Here is a 23220-nt window from a genome sequence, read left to right on the forward strand (position 1 = left end):
CGTTCAGCGGTCACCCACTGAACGTCCACCGGTCCTCCGCTTCCTCGCACGGGGAGAGAACGAAAGCAGATGGCATCACGGCGCGACGAACTGAACGCCTACACCTTCGCGAAGCGCCGCACGCTCGCGTCCTTCCTGCGCCCCTCCCCCTCGGGTTCGGAAGAGGACGCCCCCAAGCCGCTCAGAGCGGTCGTGCCGGGCGTCGTCGTCGCCGTGGTCGTCCTCGCCGTCTTCGGCGCGATCGGCCTGTTCAGCCCGACGGCCCCGAAGGGGTGGGACGAACCGGGGGCGCACGTGATCGTGGCCAGCGACTCCACCACGCGGTACGTCGTGCTCAAGACGGAAGGCAAGACGCAACTGCACCCCGTCCTCAACATGGCGTCCGCCAAACTCCTCCTGGACCCCGGCAACGACAGTGTCATCACCGTCAAGGAGAAGGTCCTCGACAGCGGCGAGCCACCGCACGGCGCCACGATCGGCATCCCCTACGCGCCCGACCGGCTGCCCTCGCCCGAGGAGGCCGAGGCCGCCAAGCGCTGGGCGGTCTGCGAGCGGCCCGGCGCCGGCGGCCGCGCCATCCAGAAGGCGGCGTTCGTCCTCGCGGAGAAGGAGTGGTCCGGGACCGAGGGCTCCGGCAGACTCACCCGGGGCGAGCTGATGTACGTCGTCGGCCCGGACGGCACCTCCCAGTACGTGGTCGACTCCCGCGGTTACGCCTATCCGCTGGCGGACCCGGCCGACAAGGAACTCCTCAAGGCCCTCGACACCCAGGGGCGCGCCCCGCAGCGCGTCTCCCAGGAGTGGCTGGACACCCTTCACCGGGGCGACCCGATCTCCATCCCGGAGATCCAGGGCACACCGGGTGCGGAAGCGGGAGCCGCCGAGGCCCTCCGCCAGTACGACAAGGTCGGCATGGTCATCAAGGCGTACGACGGCCGGCGCATGCAGTACTACGTCGTCCTGACCGGTGAGGTGGCGCGCATCTCCGAGTTCACCGCCACCCTGCTGCTCAACAGCGGCGCCCTGGTCGGTGTCGGACAGGCGGGCGAGGCCCAGCAGGTCAGTCCCGGCGCGGTCGTCGACAGCACGGAGTTCGAGGGACAGCGGAACTGGCCCTCGTACCGGCCGGAGACCGTCAACGACGGCACCACCGCGACATCCGGCACCAACACCGTCTGCAACGTCCTGCGTTCGGTGGACGCCAGGAACGGCAGGACGACCCTGTCCACCTGGGTGGGCACCGACTTCCCGGAACAGTTGCCCACCGGCTCGTCCAGCGCCTACGTCACCCCGGGCTCCGGCCAGCTCTACCGGCAGTTCCAGGGTACGGAGACCGACGCCGGCGGGGTCTTCCTGGTCACCGACACGGGGCTGCGCTACGCCCTGCAGTCCAACAGCGACAGCGCCACGGACGACGAGGGGATCGGAACCTCCGACAAGCAGCGCGAGCAGGGGCTCAACGAAGCCAGGATCGCCCAGACCCGCCTCGGTTACGAGAAGGTGGCCCCCTCTCCCGTCCCGGCACAGTGGTCGACGTTCCTGCCCACCGGCCCGCGCCTGTCGGAAGCGGCGGCACGGCAGCCGCAGGGTTCCTAACCGCCACGGCCCGTCAGGAAGCGACCAGCCATGCCGACGAACATCCGCACCGGGTGCGACGCCACCGAACGGGCCGACGACCTGCCCGCGGCCCGACGCCCCCGTGCACTGCCGAGCACGACGGCGGCCGTGCTCGCCGCGACCCTCCTCGCGGGGACCGTCCTCGTGTTCCCGGCAGCCCCCGCGGCACGGGCGGACGACTCCGGACGGTGCACGTTCCCGTCCAAGAAGTACGAAGGCCGGCCGTGGGCGCTGCAACGCGTCAACCTCGACGCGCTGTGGGCGCAGTCGAAGGGGAAGGGCGTCCGGGTCGCGGTGATCGACACGGGCGTCGACATGAAGAACCCCCAGCTCTCCGACGCCGTCGACGCGTCGAAGGGCAGGAACTTCCTGCCGTCGAAGAACGCCGAGGGTGAGGAGATCGAGCGCGGCAACGCGCAGGGCACCATCGATACCGTCGGCCACGGCACCCGTGTGGCCGGCATCATCGCGGCCCGCCCCACCGAAGGCACCGGTTTCGTCGGTCTGGCCCCCGAGGCCACCATCATCCCGATCAAGCAGAACGACGCGGAGGGCAACGGCACCGCCAGAACCCTCGCGGACTCGATCCGCTACGCCGTCCAGGCGGGCGCCGACGTCATCAATATCTCCCAGGACACGGCCGACGCCGTCCAGCCCGACCCGAGCCTGAAGGCGGCGGTCGACCACGCCCTGGGCCGCCAGGTCGTGGTGGTGGCCTCCGCCGGCAACGACGGCCTCGGCGGCAACGTCAAGGTCACCTACCCGGCCTCCTACGAGGGCGTCCTGGCCGTGGCGTCCTCCGACCGCAACAACGAACGCGCCCCCTTCTCCCAGTCGGGAGAGTTCGTGGGCGTCGCGGCCCCCGGCGTGGACATGATCTCCACCGTCCCCGGCGACGGCCACTGCTCGGACAACGGCACCAGCTTCTCGGCCCCGTACGTGGCCGGGGTCGTGGCACTGCTGAAGGCCAGGTTCCCGAAGTGGACCGCCCGCCAGATCGTCGCCCAGATCGAGCAGACCGCCGAACGCTCGATCCCCGGCCACGACCGCCTCGTCGGCTGGGGCGTCGTCGACCCGGTCAAGGCCCTCACGGACGTGGACCCGGCCCGCCCCGTGGAGTCCCCCCGGGCCGAGGAAGGGGGGATCCGGGCGAAGGCGCCCTCCGTGGCCCCCCTGCAGATCGGCGAGACGGCCGAGGAACGCAACACCCGTCTGGGGACGTACGTGGTGGTCGGCGGCCTGGTCCTGGCGGCGGGCCTGGCCGGCACGGCCGTCGCGGTGAGGGACGCACGACGCCGGCACGGAGACCGGCGAGGCCACGCATGACGCAACTGTCGATGATCTCCTTCGTCCTGGCCGCCGTGCTGCTCGCGATGAGCTGCGTCAAGGCCGACCGCGTACGGGCCCGGCACGAGCCCCCGAACCCCTCGGCCCCGAGGTCGCGGACGCGGCCTCCGTCGTCACACGCCTGGTGCTGGTCACGACGGCCGTGGTCATGATCGTCACGGGCGCCCGCGGCCTGACCGCCGAGGACGACGCGGAGTGGAGCGACGACGAACTGACCAGCGCTGGGGAGCAGGCGGTGACGGCCCTGGACGGCACGTCGGGAACCGAGATCTCCAGCGGCAGCGACTCCGCTGTCGGCCAGGGGGACGCCATGGTGATCGAGAACGAGGCCGTGGAACACGGCGGCGGCGACGCCCCGCAACTCGGAGTCGACGCCCGCCCGGCCGCCGACGACACGGCCTGCACCGTCATGCGCGACGGCGCCGGAGCCGCCTTCTGCGTCGATCTGCAGCGCACCCGCTCCAGGGAGCACGACTGGTTGTGGAGCTCGAAGGCGGCCTTTCCGGTCTTGGTGAGTCCGTCATGGGCCACCGTACGCGCTCGGCCTGCCGGGGCCGCCGAAATCGCCGCCCCCGTCCAACTCGTTGAGCTGTATCTGCGTGGAGCCCCGCTGCCGTTGCAGCGCGTAGGACTTGAGTTGCTCCCGCTCGTCCCACGCCATGGACGGTTGCCTTTCCCGTGTGCAGGACCGTCGGCGCCGTTGCAGGTCGGGCGGCGCTCAGCGGCGTCCGGGCTCCGGTGCCGGTGAGCAACTCGTCCGAGAGCACCGAGACGCTGCGGCTTCCGTAACCCGATTGCTGACGCAAAGGTTCTGTACGGATCCATCCGTTCCGGTCGAGATGCCGGGTGAAGCGCGCATCGAGGCCGACCTCATGTCCGCATGCGCGGTGCGATGGGGGGCGTCGACCGATCTCCGGCCGAAAAGACACCTCCGGGGTACAGCGGTAACTGAGTTGGCGCACATCACGATTGGCTCTGTCGTACCCGTTGGTTAGAGTGGCGATCACGACTGGTTTGCGAACGTAGGGCGCACAACTGGCCAGCCGGTCGGCCTCGGCCGACGGTGTCACGGGGAAACGGGGAGGGAGCGACATGCTTCCGGCAGACATGGTGGGTGGCGTGTCCGCCACCAGGGCACTGAACCTGGAAGTAGCCGACGAGGCGCTGACCACGTTCGTGAAGCGGGTGGACGGCGTACTGCGCGATCTGGAGAGTTCCGCCGCCCACCCCACGCGGGTCGGCGGCCAGACCATCAAACCCACGTCGCTGAACAGCGGCAGTACGGCCGCCTTCCCGGAGGCGCACGGGCTGTACCTCCAGTACAACCGCGTCCATGAGGAGCTGACCGTGCTCTCCAGGACACTGCACCTGCAGATCGAGGCGATCGGCATCGCCGTCAGGGGCGCGCATGTGGGCTTCGACAACCTCGAAGAGGAACAGCGCCGTCGTTTCTGGACCATCCAGACGCAGATCGGGCAGATTCAGGACGCCAGGGACGGCGAACAGCGTGCCAAGGGCGGGGACACCAGCGGGAGCCTGTGACGATGACCGACAAGAAGCACGAGGCGGACCTGGAGCGGGTCTCCCAGCAGAACTTCCTCACGGACTTCACCCGAGGCGTCGAGGAACGGCCGGCGATCGACCCCCTCAGCAGGCTGATGCGCACGGCGGTCGAATCGACCCCCGTCGGACAGGCCCTGCAGGGACGTACGAACTTCGAGAACCACAGCCTCAACGCCATGGTCGACCTGGTCGAGCAGACCGACCCGGAGGACCTGGAGTCCTCGGGCAAGGCACTGTGGTCGGCGCGGGACGCCATCAAGGACGCGGCCAGGGAACTGGACGGCCACATCGAAAGGGTCCACTGGGTCGGGGAGTCGGGTGAGGCGTTCCGCAAGTGGGGGCGTTCGCTCGTCACCGACACCTACGCGCTGAGTGACTTCGCCGGCGGGGCGGGCGACCAGATCACCGCTGCCGCCGTGGGGCTGGCGGACGTCCGTAAGGCGATGCCCCCTCGCGACACCCGCGCGGATGCCATGCGCCCCGGCCAGTTCCCGAAGGACGAGCGGGTCGAGAGCAACGACGAGTACACCGCGGCCCTGAAGGTGGAGAAGAACCGCCAAGAGGCGATCAACCAGATGAACCGGTTGTCCTCGTACTACGCGGTGTCCCAGGAGCAGTTGGCGGCGCTGGAACCGCCGAAGTTCAAGGCGATGCCGGACGTGGGGGTGCCGAGGCCGGAGCCGGAATTCGGCAAGGGGCCGGGGAAGATTTTCGAAGCGCCGACTTCTAGGGCGGTTCGGGGAATCGAGCCAGGAAGCCCCGAAGAACGTCGCCTAGCAACCGCTGTGAATGGGCATACTACTCCGCAGGATATGCGTGGTCTCGCGGCACCAGAGGATGCCGCTACGAATCAGATCATCGACCTCGACGCACCCGTGGGGACGACAATTGACAGTGTCGGTGTATTGCCGTCCTCGGCAGCGACCGCCGCAGGGCAGACGACACCCACTGGTATTCCCGGTACCGCGAGCGGGACGGCCAATCAAGCCACGAACGGCTTCGGCACCCCGCCCCCTCCGGTCCTCTCGGGGCGTTCCGATGGGCGGCCAAGCGGCGCGCGTCCTGCCTTGCCTGTCGCGGCTCAAGGGCGAACGAGTGCGGTTCGTGGGAGTGCTTCGGGCGTGACGCCGGGGCACACGGCGGCCGGAGCGCCCTTGGGGCAAGTGGGTCGAGCAGCAGCCGCAGGGGTGCCGGTGGCTCAGGGCAGGACCCCCACGGCCCAGCCGTTGCCCATGGGACCAGGGGTGAGCGGTGGCACGCCACGGGTCGGCGGTACGGCGACGCCTCGGGCGGCGGGCAGTACGGTCACCGGTGCCGGCAGCGCGGGCGGCGTAGTGGGGGGCCGTCCCTCGACTGCTACCGGGGGGCCGGTGAGAGGCGGGCAGAGGATCTCCCCGGGCACGGTAGCTGGCGCCGGGACTGTCTCCGGTTCCCGGCCCTCGGTCGGAGGGCTCGGACAGTCCGGTGTCTTCGGGGCTCCTGGTTTCCCGGCACGACCTGGTTCGAGCCCAGGTAACGCGCGAGGAGGTTCGGCTGTGCCCGGAATCGTCGGGAACCCTGCTGCGCAACAATCCGCCGTCAACGCAACGCGCAACGGTATGACTCAGGGCGGAACAAGTCTGGTACGAGGACCCGGTGGCCGTGGCAGGTCTGGTGAAAACCGCAGAGCGGAGGGAGTGCAGCAGCCCCCGCGAGTGGCTGGAGGCGAGGAGACGGGCGACTCCGGCAAACCACGTCATGACGCACCGCCAGTCAATTAAAACGCTAGCGAGGACTTACCACACCATGAAGTCAGGGACACGTCGAGGGCGACGCGTACGTGCCGTGGGCGCCGTTGTGAGCGCCCTGGTCACGGCGAGCGTGGCGTTCGCCCCGGGTGCTGCTGCCGCCGATGTTCAGTCGGAGCAGTGGTACCTGGAGCCCATGCAGGCCGAGCAGATGTGGAAGGCCAGCACGGGCAAGGGCATCAAGGTCGCGGTCATCGACTCCGGAGTCAATCCCCATACGGATTCACTCAAGGGACAAGTCCTTACCGACGAGGTCCCCGAGAGCGTTGCTTACGGCGCCACCGACGACTACAGCGGTCATGGAACGAGCATGGCCGAACTGATCGCCGGCACCGGGGTGAATGGTGGTATCCAAGGGCTTGCGCCTGGAGCGAAAGTCGTTCCGTATCGGATCCAACTAAAGGATCAACAGGAAGTTGAGGATTGGCGGAAGACGGCTACAGAATTGGAAGCCCTCCGAGCGGTTGCAGACACCGATGCGCAAATCATCAGCATGTCATTCGGCTCGAATATCGCTGACCCGGATATCGAAGCAGCAATTAAATACGCCGCTTCGAAAGGGAAGCTATTGATCGCTGGCGTGGGGAACGATGGTAAAGAATTTATTAGTTACCCGGCCGCATATCCGTACGTTCTGGGGGTTTCGTCCATCGATGAGATCAGTAGAGTGTCGGATTTTTCCTCCTACGGGCAGTATGTTGACCTTGTGGCTCCAGGGGAGAACATCCCGGCATACTGCCGACCCGATTTCACTACCTACTGCCGCGGCGTCCAGGGCACGAGTCAATCCACCGCCATCACCGCAGCCTCCGCCGCCCTCATCTGGTCCGCGCACCCCGACTGGACCGCGAACCAGGTCACCCGCGCGCTGATCGACACCGCGGGCCGCAAGTGGCCGAAGGACAAGCCGACGCAGAAGTCCGGGTACGGAACCATCAGGCCGCGCGTGGTGCTCGCGGACCCGAACTACGACGCCGGCGACCCCTACTCCGATCCGCTCGGCAAGTGGAACAAGAAGGATGGGGAGAAGCTGGTGACGGAGATCGCGCCGTCCTCGGCCGCTCCCTCCCCGTCTGCAACAGGCGCGTCACAGGGCGCGGGGTCCACTTCCGCGAACAAGGCGGCCGGAGCAGGATCGAAGGCGGAGACCGTGTCCGCGGAGTCGTCGGACGACAGCAACACACTGTGGATCGCTGTGGGCGCCGCCGCGGCGGTGATCGTGGTCGGCGGGGCCACCTTCGGGGTGTTGCGCGCACGGCGCGCACGGTGACCTCGGCTTCGCCGCCCACCCGTACCCGCCCGGCTCGAGAAGGCCGAAAGGCCGAACCGGGCGGGCCCCCGTATCACCGCCGTAAGCCACTGAGCCACAACAGTTGGAATCCAGAACAGAGACAGGGAGGGCCGGCTGGCCATGGCCGTCGACCAGAAACTCGAAGATGCAGCGGTAGTCAAGCTGCAGAAGGACATGTACGAGAAGTTCGAGAACATCCGGAAGCGGGTGCGCAGCCTCCAGGGTGTGATCGACGGCCTCGAGGGGCAGTGGCACGGCATCGGTCGTGCCGCGTTCGACACCAAGCAGCACGAGATCAACACGTCTCTGCAGAACATGGGCCGCGTCCTCGCCGACGTCATCGACGCGATGACCACGGCGCGCAACATCAAGGACAGCAAGGAAGACGAGGTCCGCACCTCCGTGAACAAGATCAACGTTCAGGACGGCGCCCCCACAGTGCAGTCGTCCCCGTTCAGCTCGTTCTGAGCCGGCGGAATTCCCGGTCATCGGTCAACAGCACACACGAGCGAGACGAGGTAGGCAGAGATGAGCCGTAACAACGAGGGACTGCAAGTCGGTTATGACGGTCTCGACATCGCGGCGACCACCATCGCCAACGAGGCGAAGCAGCTCGAGGAGGACCTCCAGCAGCTCCGGCAGATGGTGGTCAACAGCAAGCAGTACTGGGCGGGCAAGGCGCAGGACACCTTCGACGAGAAGCTGCGGCGCTGGGACAAGGAAGCCAGCGACATCCACCAGGCCCTGATGGGCATCGGCCAGGTCGTGGGTTCGTCCGGTGGTACGTACATGGAAGGCGACCTGGCGGCGTCGCGATACCTCCAGTGAGACTTTCCCTGTATGTAGCCGGCTGTCACCTGTCGTGATCGCCCTGCTGGGCCGGGCTCCTGCCGTCCCCAAGGCCGTGCACCCGTGAGGCCCCGGCAAAACGATCTTGCGAAAGATCCGGCCGAGGGCCTCACGTGCTGACCGGTGTCACTGCACCGCGGTGCGACGAGCGGTACCGCAGGAGTGATGCGCGCCGACCCGCTTCCGGTGGGTCGTACCGCCCCTGGTCACTTCCAAATACGAAAATGCGGAGGGCGGCCTCCGCCACTCGGTCAAGAATCCCTCGAAGGGTAAGCCGACCGGGGCTCAGTAGAACTACAAGGTCATCCGAGGCGTCCACGGCGTGAGTGACATCTGACTACTCGCTCAAAAGCACCTTCAAAGCCGACTCTCAGTGCTGACAACCGAGCTTCTTCTTATAAGAGTCGAAGTAGGAGGGGGCGAGCCTCTCCAGCAAGGCTTGTGACTCTTCATTCCACCTCATGTCTTTGACTTCCACGGACACGACGTCACCTTCTTTGCTGACTCCAGGACACGGAAGCGCCGTTGCTACCCCGCGATGCCATGAGGCGTATGTACCTCCCTTGAAGTAACGCAAGTTTTTCACCTCGTAGTCCTGGAAAAGGTCGCGCAGTTTGTATCCGCCCTCGTGCCAGTTCCCATCGCTGACTACGGAGTCGTTTCCGTCTACGTACATATGGCAGAATTGGCCCTCCGTGAGGCTGAAGGGGCCCGTGTCCTGCTCCAGTTCGTCGCCGTCGTCAAGTAGGGATTCCAGGGCTCCCTTGTCGGCGGGGATCCCGCAGATGTTGTCCGGGACGGGATACGAAAGCCCCTTGTTCGATGATTCGCACGCTGTGATCATCATCGTGAGCACAGCGGCAACGAAAAGCCTTTTATGTCGCAACGGATATCCTCTCCTCCTACTCTTGCTCGACCTGTAGGGAGTAAATGGCTGAGCGGCGGGTCAACTGTCGGAGTAGCCTTACGTTCCATCACCTGATGAATTCCATTGAGCACCATCAGAGTGACTGACGCCTGCTTGGGTGCGAACGGATCGCTCGATAGCCTCTCTGGTTTTCGTGTCAATTTCTTCGTGATTTGAAAAGTATGTGGTAATGGCTACCGTGGATGCATCCACTGCCGCTTTTCTTCCTTCTGAGTACTCCTTCCCTGCGCTGAGTTCGGCCTCGTCCGTTGTGTCCTTGTTGATGCTCTTCAAGACGCTTTCGGTTACATCCTCGGTCAGCCAATTGACCGGTTCTCCCGCCACGGAGAAGGGTGCGGGGATGGCGCCTGTCCCCAGCCCCACGATCCGGTTGACCCACTTCGCATTGTCGGCTGCAGCCTCGTTGAATTCCTTGTTCGAAGCCGTGTGGTAGTCATAGATCGCATCGGCCCGCGAGTTGCTCATGATCCCCGCGATGGCGGCTCCCGGCGCCACCAGGTCCCCGACGCGCGCGCTATCCTCCGGAGTGAGGTCCTTCCCTTCTGCCTGCAGGAACTCATGTACCACGTTCGTCGTGTACGCCTGCTGCGCGGAAGTGATCGCGTTGTACGCATCCGGATCCTGCCCGACCAGACCCAGGAACTCCTGCGCGTTCCCGTATTCTAGATCGGCGGCCGCTCCGTTGACCGGGAAGGTCTTGCTGTCGGAGCTCTCCAGGTACATCGACCGCTGGAAGTCACCGATGTAGTCCGCCGAGATGTTGCCCAGACTGTCCCGCAGTGCGTAGAGCGGACCGGTCTTCTCCTCTTCCAGGTTCCCGTTCATGTTGTGCGTCAGCAGGTCGGGATTCTTGGTGAACTTCTCCACGATGTCGTGGACCAGCTTCGCCTGCGCCTCGCTGTGTTTGACCGAGGGGTCGACCGTGTTGCTGTCGTACGGGCGGCCCGTCGCGGCGGCCTCCAGGGCGTGACCGAGGGCGTTCGGCCCGAAGTTGAGCGCGTTCTTCGTCGCCTCCTCATCCGCGAGGACGTGCTGGCTGTTCGTGTCGATCGTCCACTCGAAGTCCTTCTTGGTGAAAAGGTCGAGGTAGGACTTGAAGTCCGTCTTCTCACCGGACTTGATCGTGCCGTCCTCGTTGTACGCCGTGGGCTTCTCCGTGAAGAACTGCTCGGCTGCCTCAGGACTGTGGCCAAGGGCCTCGAGCACGCTGTTCAGCGGATCGTTGCCGCTGCCGAGCTTTCCGGAAGGGTTGAACCCGTAACGGTCGTCGCTGCCGGCGGGCCTGCTGGACATGAACCGGTGCGGATCGTCCTGATGGAGCTGGGTGACGTGTTCCGCGATGGGAGTCAGGAACGCCGGATCGTAGTTCCCGTAACGGAGCAGACCGCCCAGGACTTGGTATCCGTAGGGCTTGCTCCACATGCCGCGTTCCCACTCGATCTCCTGAGTGCCCAGCCTGCGGAACTCCGCCCCCCACCACGAGGGCAGATGCTGCCGGTCGCCCTTGACGCTCTGCGGGGTGTAGGGGTCGGTCGCATTGGCCAAGGCGTGGCCCATGTACTTCTGCAGGTCCTGCACGCCGGCCAGGCGGGTCTTCGAGGCGTTGTCGTCAGTACCGTCGATCGACATGGCAGCGTAGAACTCGAGCGTCTGCCTGGGTCCGCCCAGGCCCTCGAAGAACTCGGTCGCGAACTCGCCGTCCTTCTCACGTCCGTTGTGGCGCAGCAGCCTGTTCAGCTCGGTGAGTTCGCGGTCGGTCATGTCCTCGCGCCTCTTGGCGAGCTCCAGGGCTCGCTCGACCTGCGCGTCATCGAGCGAACCGTACTTCGCGTGACCGGCGTTGTGCGGGTCGCTCCCGTGCGCCCGCTTGAGTGCCAGCTTGGTGGAGAGGTCGATGTCGTTGGCGTGGGCGACTTTTCCCGTGATGGAGTCGGCGTAGCGCTGCCGGTCCTGCTTCGTGTCGTCCTTGCCGTCCTTCGCATCGGCGCCGGGCTGGGGCTGGACGCCCACACTCACCGTTCCGTTGCCGTTGTCCTGAACGGTGTAGCCCTTGTCCTTGGCCTCGTTGGTGAGTGTCCTGACACCTTTCTGCAACGCTTCGAGCTCACGGTGGGCGTCGTCCAGGACCTGGAAGATGCTGTTGGCCTCCGTGCGGAGGTCCGCAAACTCCTTGGCGGTCTTGTCCACGAACCCCCGCGTGACGCCGGCGTTCACACCTTCCCAGCGTGCGCGGTCGGACTTCTTCTTGAGGCCGTCACGTGCGTCGGTCTCAAGCTGTTTCAAGTGGGTGACCGCCTTCTTCCAGTCCGATACCGCGGTCTCCAGCCTGCCGAGGTCGACCTGCATCAGGTCGTTGTAGGTGATGGACATGCCTGAGCTTCCCCCGTGCTACCTGAAGTACTTGCCGAGCTCCGAGGCGGGCACCGCGGATCCGTTGCGGTTCCTGATGACGGCAGCGATCTCGGCATCGTCGTTGGCGTGCCGCTTCTTGCTGAAGTCCAGGTGGTTCGAGATGTGGGCGCAGGCCTGACGGACCGCCTTCACCTGGCTCTCCCAGACCGTCAGCGTCGTCATGAGTTCGTCACCCATGGTGAAGTTGAACTTCGACAGCGCCGACGCCGCCTGGTGCGTGGAACCGGCGTGATCGGAGTTCATGCTGGAACCGGCAATGTCCACCTTCTTCACGAGATCACCGTGCAGGACGAACGCCTCATGCCCCACGGCACCGAGGTCGTCCTGCTGTACGACCAGGTCGGGTTCGCCGCCGGCGGCCGGCTCTTGAGCGGGCGCCTGGTTCACCTGCATGCGTGTCGACTGCCGGTCGGCAGCCTGAGCCTTCAACTGTTCCCACTCGTCCCACGCCATGGGTCCACTCCTCCACTGCTGTCAACAAGGCATGGTCGTACCGGTTCTCTTCCGCGCGGCGCTTTCGGGAAGAGCCGCGACGAAATCCTCAGCCATTCTCTGGTCCCATCGGACCGGGAACAGCTGATACAGGTCAGAAAGCCTCCTCCGCCACCAGCCCCGTCTGCACCAACGGCCGCCCCCGCCGCCGGGAGACGAACACGCCCCGCCCCGGAGGCATCGGACGCGGACGCACGCCGCCCAGCAGGTCGCCCTCGGCCGGATCGCCGCTGAGGACGACGCCCTGTGCGCCGAGTTCCTTCAGCCGCTGCATGAAGGGCTCGTACCCGGAGCGGCTCGCGCCCGCGGTGGAGCGGGCGATGATGAAGCGCACGCCGACGTCCCGGGCGAGGGGAAGCAGCTCGGTCAGACCGGCCAGGGGGTTGCCGCTCGACGTGGCCACCAGGTCGAAGTCGTCGACGACGATGTAGACCGTCGGCCCCTGCCACCAACTGCGGTCGCGCAACTGCTGCGGCGTGACGTCCGCGGTCGGTGTGCGCCGCTGCATCAGCTCGGCGAGCGCGTCCATGTGGTGTTGCATCTGGTTCGACATGGGGACGTACTCGGCCAGGTGCGAGGGCGGGGTCGCGCCCAGCAGGGAGCGCCGGTTGTCGATGACGAAGAGCTTGCAGCTGTCGCCGTCGTAGCGCTCGGTCAGACGCCGGATGAGCAGCTTCAACAGGTTCGACTTGCCGGACTCGCTCTCTCCGAAGATCAGGAAGAAGGGGTCCTGGTCGAAGTCGACGAACACCGGCTCCAGATTGTCCTCGTCGAGCGCGAAGGAGACTCCCTGGCGAGGGAACCGGTCGCCCGGGGGGAGCTGGCGGGCCGGGAACTCCCTCGGCAGCAGGCGCACCGCGGGAGCGCCGGGCTGCTGCCAGTGCCGGGCCACCTCGGTCCCGAGTGCCTGGGTCGCCTCCGCGAGGTCCGTGTCGGAGGACAGGCCGTCCATCCGCGGGACCGCGGCCATGAAGTGCTGCTTCTGCGGGGTCTGGCCACGACCGGGCACCCCCGTCGGCACGTTGGCCGCGACCTTGCGGTCGAACTCGGAGTCCATGGGGTCACCGAGCCGCAGCTCCAGGCGGTTCATCAACTGGTCCTTGAGGTTGCCGCGGACCTCCATGGAGCGTGAAGCGGTGAGGATCAGGTGGATGCCGTAGCCGAGGCCGCGTGTCGCGATGTCCAGGACGACCGGCTCCAGCGCGTCGTAGTCCGTGCGGAAGTTCCCCCAGCCGTCGATGACCAGGAAGACGTCGCCCCAGGGCTGCTCGGTCACGGAGATGTCGCCCCGCGCGCGACGGGCACGGAACTCGGCGATCGAGGAGATGCCCGCCGTACGGAAGTACTCCTCACGGCGCGTCATGACGCCGTACACCTCGGCTGCCGTACGCCGCACCTTCTCGGGGTCCAGACGCGACGCCACACCGCCCACGTGCGGGAGCCCCGCCACGGCGGACAGGCCGCCGCCGCCGAAGTCCAGTCCGTAGAACTGCACTTCGTGAGGGGTGTGGGTGAGCGCGAAGGAGGCGATGATCGAGCGCAGCAGCGTCGACTTCCCGGACTGCGGACCGCCCAGGATCTGCATGTGGCCGGCCGCGCCGCCGAAGTCCACCCACAAGGGGTCGCGACGCTGTTCGTACGGTTTGTCGACGAGGCCGACCGGGACGACGAGCCTGCCCGCGCCCTCGTATCCGGGCTGGGTCAGGCCGCGGCCGGGCACCTCGGCGAGGCCGGGCAGCAGCGCGTCGAGCGACGGCGGACTGTCCAGCGGGGGCAGCCACACCTGGTGCGCGGCCGGGCCCTGCGCCTCCAGGCGCCGCACGATGACGTCGAGGACGGTGTCGGCCAGCGCGTCGTCCGTCTCGTCGCCCGTCACACCGTCGGAGGCGTCGCGCTGTCGCGGAACCGCCAGGTACTGCACCGGAACCCGCGCGGCCGTGAACAGCACGGGCCGGCGGTCGACGGGAAGGGGGCCGTCGTACGACGCCGCCCGGTCGGTGTCCGAGCGGTACACGCCGGAGACGTACGCCGCCTTGAAGCGCACCATCTCGTCCGTGCCGAACTTCAGGAAACCGGAGCCCGGGACGTTCGGCAGCTCATAGGCGTCCGGCACGCCGAGCGCCGCCCGTGACTCGGCCGCCGAGAACGTGCGCAGACCGATCCGGTACGACAGGTAGGTCTCGAGCCCGCGCAGCCGCCCCTCCTCCAGCCGCTGCGAGGCGAGCAGCAGGTGCACGCCCAGCGACCGGCCGATCCGGCCGATCTGCACGAACATCTCGATGAAGTCCGGTTTGGCGGTCAGCAGTTCGCTGAACTCGTCGATCACCAGGACGAGGGACGGGATCGGCTGCAGCGGAGCACCCGCGGCGCGGGCCTTCTCGTAGGCGTGGATGTTGGCGTAGTTGCCCGCGTCGCGGAGCATCTCCTGGCGCCGGTTGAGCTCACCGCGGATGGAGTCGCCCATCCGGTCGACGAGGGTGAGGTCGTCGGCCAGGTTGGTGATCACGGCCGCCACATGGGGCAGTCGGGCCATGCCCGCGAAGGTGGCGCCGCCCTTGAAGTCCGCCAGCACGAAGTTGAGGGTTTCGGAGGAGTGGGTCACGGCGAGGCCGAGGACCAGGGTGCGCAGCAGCTCCGACTTCCCGGAACCGGTCGCGCCGACGCACAGGCCGTGCGGGCCCATGCCCTCCTGCGCCGCTTCCTTGAGGTCGAGCATCACGGCCCGGCCGTCCTCGCCGACGCCGATCGGCACCCGCAGCCGTTCGGACTGCGAACGGGGTCGCCATGTCCGTCGTGGATCCACCGCCGCGGCGTCACCCAGATTCAGCAGATCGGTGAACTCCAGGTTGGACAGGAGCGGTTCGTCGTCGTCCCCGCCCGACGCCATGCGCAGGGGGGCGAGCTGCCGGGCCAGGGCCTCCGCCGCCTCGTACGAGAGTCCCTCCGACGTGCCCTCGTAGACCATGCCGTGCGCCGACTCGAGACGCAGGTCCCTGGCGTGGACGACGATGGAGAGGTCACCACGACCGGTGGCGAGGTTGCCGGGCACGACCTCCAGCACGGTCACGCCCTGCAGACCCTCCGGGCTCGCCAGCAGCGACGTCGGCGGAAGGGAGACGCCGTCGAGCACGACGACCAGGTGCGGCTGCTCGGGCACCGGCGGCCCGCCCGGGTGGAAGCGCGGACGGCCCTGGAGACGGGGGGAGAGCAGTTCCTCCAGCTCCACGGGGTCGGCCGTGACGAGGCGCATACTGCCTGCGCCGTCCGCGGCCGTCGGACACTGCACATGGGGCAGCCACTTGGCCCACTCCCACTCGGGAGCCGACTCGCGTCCGGTGGCGACGGCGACCACCAGGTCCTCGGGGGAGTGCAGCGCGGCCAGGGAGGCGGTGACGGCACGGGCCGTTCCGCGCACGCTCCTAGGGTCGCCGCTGAGCGTCACGTGGTAGAAGGCACGCAGGGAAACCGCCATCGGGAGGGCGTCGAGGGTGCTGTGGGTGGCCACGAAGCGCTCCACGGCGCCGGCGGTCAGCGGCTCCAGCTGGTCCACCGGAGCGGTCTCCGGCGCAACCAGGGAAGTGGCCAAAGCCTGCGGGCCCAGCCCCACCCGTACCTGCCCGAAGTCCGCGTCGCCGACGCGCCGTTCCCACACCCGGCTGCCCTCGGCGACCAGGGCCCACAGTTGCTCCGGTGAAGGATGCAGGTAGTACTGGGCGTCACGCTGGGCCTTCGCGGTCTCCTGGGTGGTGAGCCGGACCTGCGACAGGTAGCGGAGATAGTCCCGGCGCATGTCCGCCAGTTGCCCCTGGTTGCCGCGTCGGTGGCGAACCAGCATCGCGACGCCCATGGCGATGGTGGAGGCCACCATCACCATGCCCATGATCTTCATGAACGGCTGGGCCTGCGGATTGAAGAAGAACACCACGGACCCGCCCATGCCGAGCATGGGCAGGAGTTGCATCAGGGCGCCCTCCTGCTGACCGCGCGGCAGCTCCGGAGGCGGTTGCAGCACGATTTCGTTCGTGGGCACGTCCTTCGGCAGCGCACGTGGCGGACGTTTGACGACGATGTGACTCACTCGCACCAATTCCCTTGCCGAACCGATCCGTTCCGCCCACCGCCCCGTGTCCGGCGAACGTCGATCGCGCGGCGCGATCCTACTGACAGCCGCCGACTCCAGCGGGCGGTAGGGTGCCGTGGGACGTGTGAACAGTCGCGAATCGGCCGCCGAAGCCCGTGCACCGCGCGACGTGTGGCACACGCGTGGTCCGTCGGTCCTGTCTCCGAGAAGGCGGCCGACGGTCGGGTCCGACGAGAGCACCGCCCAGGGACCGTGCGCGACGGTACGTGCGGGTCCGCAGCACCGACGAGGGGGAACAACAGGTGAGTACGACGGCCTCCGCGCCGGCCGGCGCGGCCGGCGGACCGGGCACCGGGGCCCCGTCCGGGGCAGGCACGGGACTCGGCTTCTGCCGGGTCACCATCGTGGCCCCCGACAGTCGTGTCGACGTGGCGCTGCCGGACGACGTGCCGGTCGCCGACCTGTACCCGGAGATCCTGCGGTTCTCCCGGCAGAGCCCCGCCGAGGGCGCACCGGTCGGCTACCACCTCGTACGCCGCGACGGGACCGTCCTCGACAGTGCGCGGTCCTTCGCGGTCCAGCGCATCCTGGACGGCGAACTGCTCACGTTGCGCCCGTTCTCGCAGTCGCTGCCCCCCGCCGTCTTCGACGACGTGTCGGAGGCGGTGGCATCCGCCGTCGCCCGCGACCGCGCCCTGTGGGACGGTGATCTCACCCGCGTCGCCGGTCTCGTGGCGGGCGGTGTCCTTCCGGTGCTGTTGGCGTTCGTGGCCTGGAGCTCCCAGGTCCACCACGACATGCACGGCCTCCAGGGCGTCCTCGCCGCGGTCGCCGGATTCCTGCTGACCACCTTCGCGTGCGTCCGTGCGCGCGTGTACGACGACCGCGGCTCCGCGGTCGCCCTCGGGCTGGGCGCCCTGCCCAACATCGCCGTGGCCGGCTCGGGACTGCTGCCGCTCGCCGACGGCCAGGGCATCGGGCGGCTCCAGTTCCTCCTTGCGTGCGCGGCGGTGCTGGTCGCCTCCGTCGTGCTCGCCCTGGTGTCCCCGGGCGGCGACAGCCCCTTCGTGGCCTTCGTCCTCGCTTCCGCGATCGGGCTGCTCACGACGTTCCTCGCGATGCTGACACGGCTGGAGCCCATGGAGACGGCCGCCGTGTGCGCGCCCCTGGCGGTGTGCGCCCTCGCCTTCCTGCCGGGCCTGTCCGTGCGCTTCGCCCGGCTGCCCATCGACTTCGAACCGCCCAGCGCGTCACGCGGCTCCTACCTGACGCAGGAGCAGGACGCTCCGGAACCCGTCGACACCCGGCGCGTCGCGGCCCAGGCCCGTCGCGGCCACGAACTCCTCGTCGGACTCGTGGGCGGGTGCGCCTTCGTGTCCGTGGGGGCGTCGATCGTCCTCGGCTTCTCAGGCAACGTCTGGGCGCAACTCCTCGCCCTGGCCACCGGTGTCGCGATGCTGATGCGGGCCCAGCTGTTCCGGTACACCGCTCAGGTCGCCTCCGCTCTGGCGGCCGGCCTCGCCTGCCTGGTCTTCCTCGGCCTGGGGCTCGCGATGAACCCGCCGGCCCAGGACTGGCGCGATGCGCTCCAGGGCGACACCACCGCCCTCGACGTCCGCAGCGTGTGGCTGGTGGCGGCCGTGGCCGTGGCCGTCGCCCTGGTCACCGCCGTCGGTCTGGTCGTCCCCCGTCGCGGCGTCACGCCCTTCTGGGGCCGGTTCATGGAGATCGCGGAAGTGTTCGTCCTGCTGACGCTGGTCCCGCTGGCACTCGCCGTCTTCGACGTCTACGCGGCGGCCCGGTCGATGACCGGCGACTGACCCGCCCGCTCTCCTCCGGAGAACGGGCGGGGGTGTTCCCGGGCGCGTGGGCGGCCCCTGCCACCGGCTCGACGTTCGGAGGTGCGGTCGGGTGTCCCCGGGTGCGCGTGGGCGGCACCGACCGCCAGTGGGCCGCCGCCGGGATCAGCCGGTGTTCCCCGGGCGCGCGGGCGGCACGCGCAGTGCCGCCCGCCGCTGTCTCACCCGGCGTCGCGTCCGTCGTTCCGCGGAGCCGGCTCCAGGTCGAACTCCCCGTCCCGCGCGCCCAGCACGAAGGCCCGCCACTCCGCCTCCGTGTACCGCAGCACGGTGTCCGGATCGAGGGAGGACCGCATGGCCACGGCGCCGCCGGGCAGGTACGCGATCTCGACCCGCTCCTCGTGCTCCTCGGTGCCCGGCGCGCCGTGCCACTCGACGCCGGAGATGTCGAGGGCGTAGAGCTCGTCCTTCTCCCGCTCCTTGCGTGCCTTGATCTCCTCAGCCGTCTCCGTCATGCCGCAGCGATCCCTTCCCGACGTACGAACGGTCCGAGCGCTCACCCTAGTGGCCTGCGACGTCCGGCCCGGTCGGTTCGGCGGACCGGGGGAAAGGCGCCCGCTACAGCCTGGTACGCTGAGTGACGGCCGTTTGTGTACGCACCTTCGGAGCGGGCTCGCTCTGGAGATCGCGCCCAGCGGATCCCCGCCTTCCGAGCCGTGGAAGACCCCCGAGACGAAGACCGGGGGCGCTCGGTGGCCACTCGCAGACTATGAGGAGTACGCGTGTCGCTCGACGCCGCAGTGAAGAAGCAGATCATCTCCGATTTCGGTACCAAGGAGGGTGACACCGGCTCCCCCGAGGTCCAGGTCGCGCTGCTGTCCCGTCGGATCTCCGACCTGACGGAGCACCTCAAGACCCACAAGCACGACCACCACTCCCGTCGTGGTCTGCTGATCCTGGTCGGTCAGCGCCGCCGGCTGCTGCAGTACCTCGCCAAGAAGGACATCCAGCGCTTCCGCGCGCTGGTCGACCGCCTCGGCATCCGCCGCGGTGCGGCGGGCGCCAAGTAGGACGCCGTGAAGGGAGCGGTTCCCTGGAGAAAGGGGGCCGCTCCCTTTGCTGTACGTGCGGAGTGCCACCGCGGCTTTGTAGTGTGGTAGCACAACGCAAGAGACACGACTCGGTGTGATGTCCCGCACCGCATGGGTATGCGGTTCCAGGGGCACCGCCGACCGACGTCATCGGACGTCACGACGCACGAGGAGAAGCGCACCTCGCCGCCGCCGGTCCTCGGTAGTGGCCCCCGGGAGAGTGAACCCCGGGAGCTTCGATCGAAGACCGGCCCGCACCAGTGGAGCGCTTCTCCGCCCCCGTCCCCCCGCCACACGGGCGAGGCGGGACGAAAGACGACAAAGTAACGGAGAAAACACTGGTGGAGAACGAAACCCACTACGCCGAGGCCGTCATCGACAACGGCTCCTTCGGCACCCGCACCATCCGCTTCGAGACGGGCCGCCTGGCCCGCCAGGCGGCCGGTTCCGCCGTGGCCTACCTGGACGACGACACCATGGTGCTGTCGGCCACCACCGCCTCCAAGAACCCCAAGGACCAGCTCGACTTCTTCCCGCTCACGGTGGACGTCGAGGAGCGGATGTACGCGGCGGGCCGGATCCCCGGGTCCTTCTTCCGCCGCGAGGGCCGGCCCTCCGAGGACGCCATCCTCACCTGCCGCCTCATCGACCGCCCGCTGCGCCCCTCCTTCAAGAAGGGCCTGCGCAACGAGATCCAGGTCGTCGCCACGATCATGGCGCTCAACCCCGACCACCTGTACGACGTCGTGGCGATCAACGCCGCCTCCGCGTCCACGCAGCTGGCCGGCCTGCCCTTCTCCGGCCCGATCGGCGGCGTCCGCGTCGCGCTGATCAACGGCCAGTGGGTCGCGTTCCCGACGCACACCGAGCTCGAGGACGCCGTCTTCGACATGGTCGTCGCGGGCCGCGTCCTGGAGGACGGCGACGTCGCGATCATGATGGTCGAGGCCGAGGCCACCGAGAAGACCATCAAGCTGGTCGAGGGCGGTGCCGAGGCGCCGACCGAGGAGGTCGTCGCCGCCGGTCTGGAGGCCGCGAAGCCCTTCATCAAGGTGCTCTGCAGGGCCCAGGCCGATCTCGCCGCCAAGGCCGCCAAGCCCACCGGCGAGTTCCCGATCTTCCTGGACTACCAGGACGACGTCCTCGAGGCGCTCACCGGCGCCGTCAAGCCCGAGCTCGCCCAGGCGCTCACCATCGCCGGCAAGCAGGAGCGCGAGGCCGAGCTGGACCGCGTCAAGGCGCTCGCCGCCGAGAAGCTCCTGCCGGAGTTCGAGGGCCGCGAGAAGGAGATCTCCGCCGCGTACCGCTCGCTGACCAAGTCCCTGGTCCGTGAGCGCGTCATCAAGGAGAAGAAGCGCATCGACGGCCGCGGTGTCACCGACATCCGCACCCTGGCCGCCGAGGTCGAGGCCATCCCGCGCGTGCACGGCTCGGCGCTGTTCGAGCGTGGCGAGACCCAGATCCTGGGCGTCACCACCCTCAACATGCTCCGTATGGAGCAGCAGCTGGACACCCTCTCCCCGGTGACCCGCAAGCGCTACATGCACAACTACAACTTCCCGCCGTACTCCACCGGTGAGACCGGCCGCGTCGGCTCCCCGAAGCGCCGCGAGATCGGCCACGGCGCCCTCGCCGAGCGCGCGCTCGTGCCGGTGCTGCCGACGCGCGAGGAGTTCCCCTACGCGATCCGTCAGGTGTCCGAGGCCCTCGGCTCCAACGGCTCGACGTCCATGGGATCGGTCTGCGCCTCCACCATGTCGCTGCTGAACGCCGGCGTGCCGCTGAAGGCCCCCGTCGCCGGCATCGCCATGGGTCTGATCTCCCAGGAGATCGAGGGCGAGACGCACTACGTCACCCTCACCGACATCCTCGGTGCGGAGGACGCCTTCGGCGACATGGACTTCAAGGTCGCCGGCACCAAGGAGTTCGTGACCGCCCTCCAGCTCGACACCAAGCTGGACGGCATCCCCGCCTCCGTCCTCGCCGCAGCCCTCAAGCAGGCCCGTGACGCCCGTCTCCACATCCTCGACGTGATGATGGAAGCGATCGACACGCCGGACGAGATGTCCCCCAACGCGCCGCGGATCATCACCGTGAAGATCCCGGTCGACAAGATCGGCGAGGTCATCGGCCCCAAGGGCAAGATGATCAACCAGATCCAGGAGGACACCGGCGCCGAGATCACCATCGAGGACGACGGCACCATCTACATCGGCGCCGCCGACGGCCCCTCCGCCGAGGCCGCCCGTACGACCATCAACGGCATCGCCAACCCGACGATGCCCGAGGTCGGCGAGCGCTACCTGGGCACGGTCGTGAAGACGACGACATTCGGCGCCTTCGTCTCCCTGCTGCCCGGCAAGGACGGTCTGCTGCACATCTCGCAGATCCGCAAGCTGGCCGGCGGCAAGCGCGTGGAGAACGTCGAGGACGTCCTCGGCGTGGGCCACAAGGTCCAGGTCGAGATCGCCGAGATCGACTCCCGCGGCAAGCTCTCCCTGATCCCCGTGATCGAGGGCGAGGACTCCACCGACGACGACAAGAAGGACGACGCCGACCAGTGACGTCCCGTGGCTCCAAGGCGACGGCCCGCACCTCCTCGGAGGCGCGGGCCGTCGCCCGTACCCAAACCCTGATCAAGGGCGAGAACGGCATCGGCACCGTCCGCAGGACGATCCTGCCCGGTGGCCTGCGCATCGTCACCGAGACCCTGCCCTCGGTCCGCTCGGCGACCTTCGGCATCTGGGCGCACGTCGGTTCACGCGACGAGACCCCGGCCCTCAACGGCGCCACCCACTACCTCGAGCACCTGCTCTTCAAGGGCACCGCCCGCAGGTCCGCCCTGGACATCTCCTCCGCCCTCGACGCCGTCGGCGGCGAGATGAACGCGTTCACGGCCAAGGAGTACACGTGCTACTACGCGCGTGTGCTCGACACCGACCTGCCGCTCGCCATCGACGTGGTGTGCGACATGCTGACCGGCTCGCTGATCCGGGAGGAGGACGTCGACGTCGAGCGCGGCGCCATCCTCGAAGAGATCGCGATGACCGAGGACGACCCGGGCGACTGCGTGCACGACCTGTTCGCGCACACCATGTTCGGCGACAACCCCCTCGGCCGCCCCGTCCTCGGCACGGTCGACACGGTCAACGCCCTCACCGCCGACCGCATCCGCCGCTTCTACAAGAAGCACTACGACCCGACCCACCTCGTGGTCGCCTGCGCCGGCAACGTCGACCACAACAAGGTCGTGCGCCAGGTGCGCGCCGCCTTCGAGGAGGCCGGCGCCCTCAGGAACCCCGACGCCGAACCGATCGCCCCGCGCGGCGGCAGTCGCGCACTGCGCACCGCCGGCCGGGTCGAACTCGTCGGCCGCAAGACGGAACAGGCGCACATCGTCCTCGGGATGCCGGGTCTGTCCCGCACCGACGAGCGGCGCTGGGCCCTGGGCGTGCTGAACACCGCCCTCGGCGGCGGTATGTCCTCCCGCCTCTTCCAGGAGGTCCGGGAGAAGCGCGGACTGGCCTACAGCGTGTACTCGTACACGTCAGGCTTCGCCGACTGCGGCCTGTTCGGCGTGTACGCGGGCTGCAGGCCCTCCCAGGTGCACGACGTGCTGAAGATCTGCCGCGACGAACTCGACCACGTCGCCGAGCACGGACTCCCCGACGACGAGATCGAGCGTGCCATCGGCCAGCTCCGGGGTTCCACCGTCCTCGGCCTGGAGGACACCGGCGCGCTGATGAACCGTATCGGCAAGAGCGAACTGTGCTGGGGCGAGCAGATGTCGGTCGACGACATGCTGGTCCGGATAGCCTCGGTGACCCCGGACGACGTCCGCTCGGTGGCCCGCGACGTCCTGGGACGGCGGCCCTCCCTGTCGGTCATCGGCCCGCTCAAGGACAAGCAGGCGTCCCGTCTGCACGACGCCGTCGCCTGACCCCTCCCGGTAAGGAAGCAAAG

17 protein-coding genes are annotated in these 23220 nt (G+C 68.2%); 12 read left to right on the forward strand and 5 right to left on the reverse strand.

Features of this window, described 5'->3' with window-relative positions:
• Positions 1 to 69 precede the first annotated feature (69 nt).
• The 8 genes from eccB to KYY02_RS28570 all read left to right on the forward strand — a co-directional run bounded on the left by eccB (position 70) and on the right by KYY02_RS28570 (position 8433).
• Complete coding sequence (gene eccB / locus KYY02_RS28535) at positions 70 to 1596, forward strand: type VII secretion protein EccB (RefSeq protein WP_371242878.1); 1527 nt, start codon at positions 70 to 72, stop codon at positions 1594 to 1596.
• Positions 1597 to 1725: 129 nt separating this feature from the next.
• A complete protein-coding gene (mycP, locus tag KYY02_RS28540) occupies positions 1726 to 2943 on the forward strand; it encodes a type VII secretion-associated serine protease mycosin (RefSeq protein WP_371242933.1) in 1218 nt (405 codons plus the stop codon).
• Between the two features lie 145 nt (positions 2944 to 3088).
• Positions 3089 to 3712, forward strand: a complete 624-nt coding sequence (locus KYY02_RS28545; protein WP_371242880.1) for a hypothetical protein — start codon at positions 3089 to 3091, stop codon at positions 3710 to 3712.
• Between the two features lie 344 nt (positions 3713 to 4056).
• A complete protein-coding gene (locus tag KYY02_RS28550) occupies positions 4057 to 4506 on the forward strand; it encodes a DUF2563 family protein (protein WP_371242882.1) in 450 nt (149 codons plus the stop codon).
• Between the two features lie 2 nt (positions 4507 to 4508).
• Positions 4509 to 6287 carry a hypothetical protein gene (locus KYY02_RS28555; RefSeq protein WP_371242884.1) on the forward strand — a complete coding sequence of 593 codons (1779 nt, stop codon included), beginning with the start codon at positions 4509 to 4511 and terminating at the stop codon, positions 6285 to 6287.
• A 25-nt stretch (positions 6288 to 6312) separates the two neighbouring features.
• Positions 6313 to 7584 (forward strand): S8 family serine peptidase, encoded by a 1272-nt coding sequence (locus tag KYY02_RS28560; RefSeq protein ID WP_371242886.1) that lies wholly within the window; start codon positions 6313 to 6315, stop codon positions 7582 to 7584.
• Positions 7585 to 7725: 141 nt separating this feature from the next.
• Positions 7726 to 8073: a WXG100 family type VII secretion target gene (locus tag KYY02_RS28565; protein WP_371242888.1), complete on the forward strand. Its 348-nt coding sequence runs from the start codon at positions 7726 to 7728 to the stop codon at positions 8071 to 8073.
• 60 nt (positions 8074 to 8133) lie between these two features.
• Complete coding sequence (locus KYY02_RS28570; protein ID WP_217130101.1) at positions 8134 to 8433, forward strand: WXG100 family type VII secretion target; 300 nt, start codon at positions 8134 to 8136, stop codon at positions 8431 to 8433.
• Between the two features lie 391 nt (positions 8434 to 8824).
• On the opposite strand, the gene KYY02_RS28575 is transcribed toward KYY02_RS28570, so the two are convergent.
• From KYY02_RS28575 to eccCa, 4 genes are all read right to left on the reverse strand, one after another.
• Complete coding sequence (locus KYY02_RS28575) at positions 8825 to 9310, reverse strand: hypothetical protein (protein WP_371242891.1); 486 nt, start codon at positions 9308 to 9310, stop codon at positions 8825 to 8827.
• 108 nt (positions 9311 to 9418) lie between these two features.
• Positions 9419 to 11752, reverse strand: a complete 2334-nt coding sequence (locus tag KYY02_RS28580) for a hypothetical protein (protein WP_371242893.1) — start codon at positions 11750 to 11752, stop codon at positions 9419 to 9421.
• Positions 11753 to 11770: 18 nt separating this feature from the next.
• Entirely contained in the window at positions 11771 to 12247 is a 477-nt protein-coding gene (locus KYY02_RS28585) for a hypothetical protein (protein WP_371242895.1), read from the reverse strand.
• Between the two features lie 133 nt (positions 12248 to 12380).
• Positions 12381 to 16364, reverse strand: a complete 3984-nt coding sequence (eccCa, locus tag KYY02_RS28590; protein WP_371242897.1) for a type VII secretion protein EccCa — start codon at positions 16362 to 16364, stop codon at positions 12381 to 12383.
• Positions 16365 to 16669: 305 nt separating this feature from the next.
• Here eccCa and eccD point away from each other — a divergent pair, with 305 nt between their 5' ends.
• Positions 16670 to 18187 (forward strand): type VII secretion integral membrane protein EccD, encoded by a 1518-nt coding sequence (gene eccD, locus KYY02_RS28595; RefSeq protein ID WP_371242900.1) that lies wholly within the window; start codon positions 16670 to 16672, stop codon positions 18185 to 18187.
• Positions 18188 to 18387: 200 nt separating this feature from the next.
• Here eccD and KYY02_RS28600 read toward each other — a convergent pair whose 3' ends face one another.
• On the reverse strand, positions 18388 to 18681 hold the full coding sequence (locus KYY02_RS28600; RefSeq protein ID WP_371242902.1) for a DUF397 domain-containing protein: 294 nt from the start codon (positions 18679 to 18681) through the stop codon (positions 18388 to 18390).
• 267 nt (positions 18682 to 18948) lie between these two features.
• On the opposite strand from KYY02_RS28600, the gene rpsO reads away from it, so the two are divergent.
• From rpsO to KYY02_RS28615, 3 genes are all read left to right on the forward strand, one after another.
• A complete protein-coding gene (gene rpsO, locus KYY02_RS28605; protein WP_293990265.1) occupies positions 18949 to 19236 on the forward strand; it encodes a 30S ribosomal protein S15 in 288 nt (95 codons plus the stop codon).
• Positions 19237 to 19598: 362 nt separating this feature from the next.
• Positions 19599 to 21821 carry a polyribonucleotide nucleotidyltransferase gene (locus KYY02_RS28610; RefSeq protein WP_371242905.1) on the forward strand — a complete coding sequence of 741 codons (2223 nt, stop codon included), beginning with the start codon at positions 19599 to 19601 and terminating at the stop codon, positions 21819 to 21821.
• Positions 21818 to 23197, forward strand: a complete 1380-nt coding sequence (locus KYY02_RS28615) for a M16 family metallopeptidase (protein ID WP_371242907.1) — start codon at positions 21818 to 21820, stop codon at positions 23195 to 23197. The genes KYY02_RS28610 and KYY02_RS28615 overlap by 4 nt, the downstream gene beginning before the upstream one ends.
• The last annotated feature ends 23 nt before the right edge of the window (positions 23198 to 23220 follow it).

The organism is Streptomyces pimonensis (assembly GCF_041380215.1).
GTDB classification, from domain to species: domain Bacteria; phylum Actinomycetota; class Actinomycetes; order Streptomycetales; family Streptomycetaceae; genus Streptomyces; species Streptomyces pimonensis.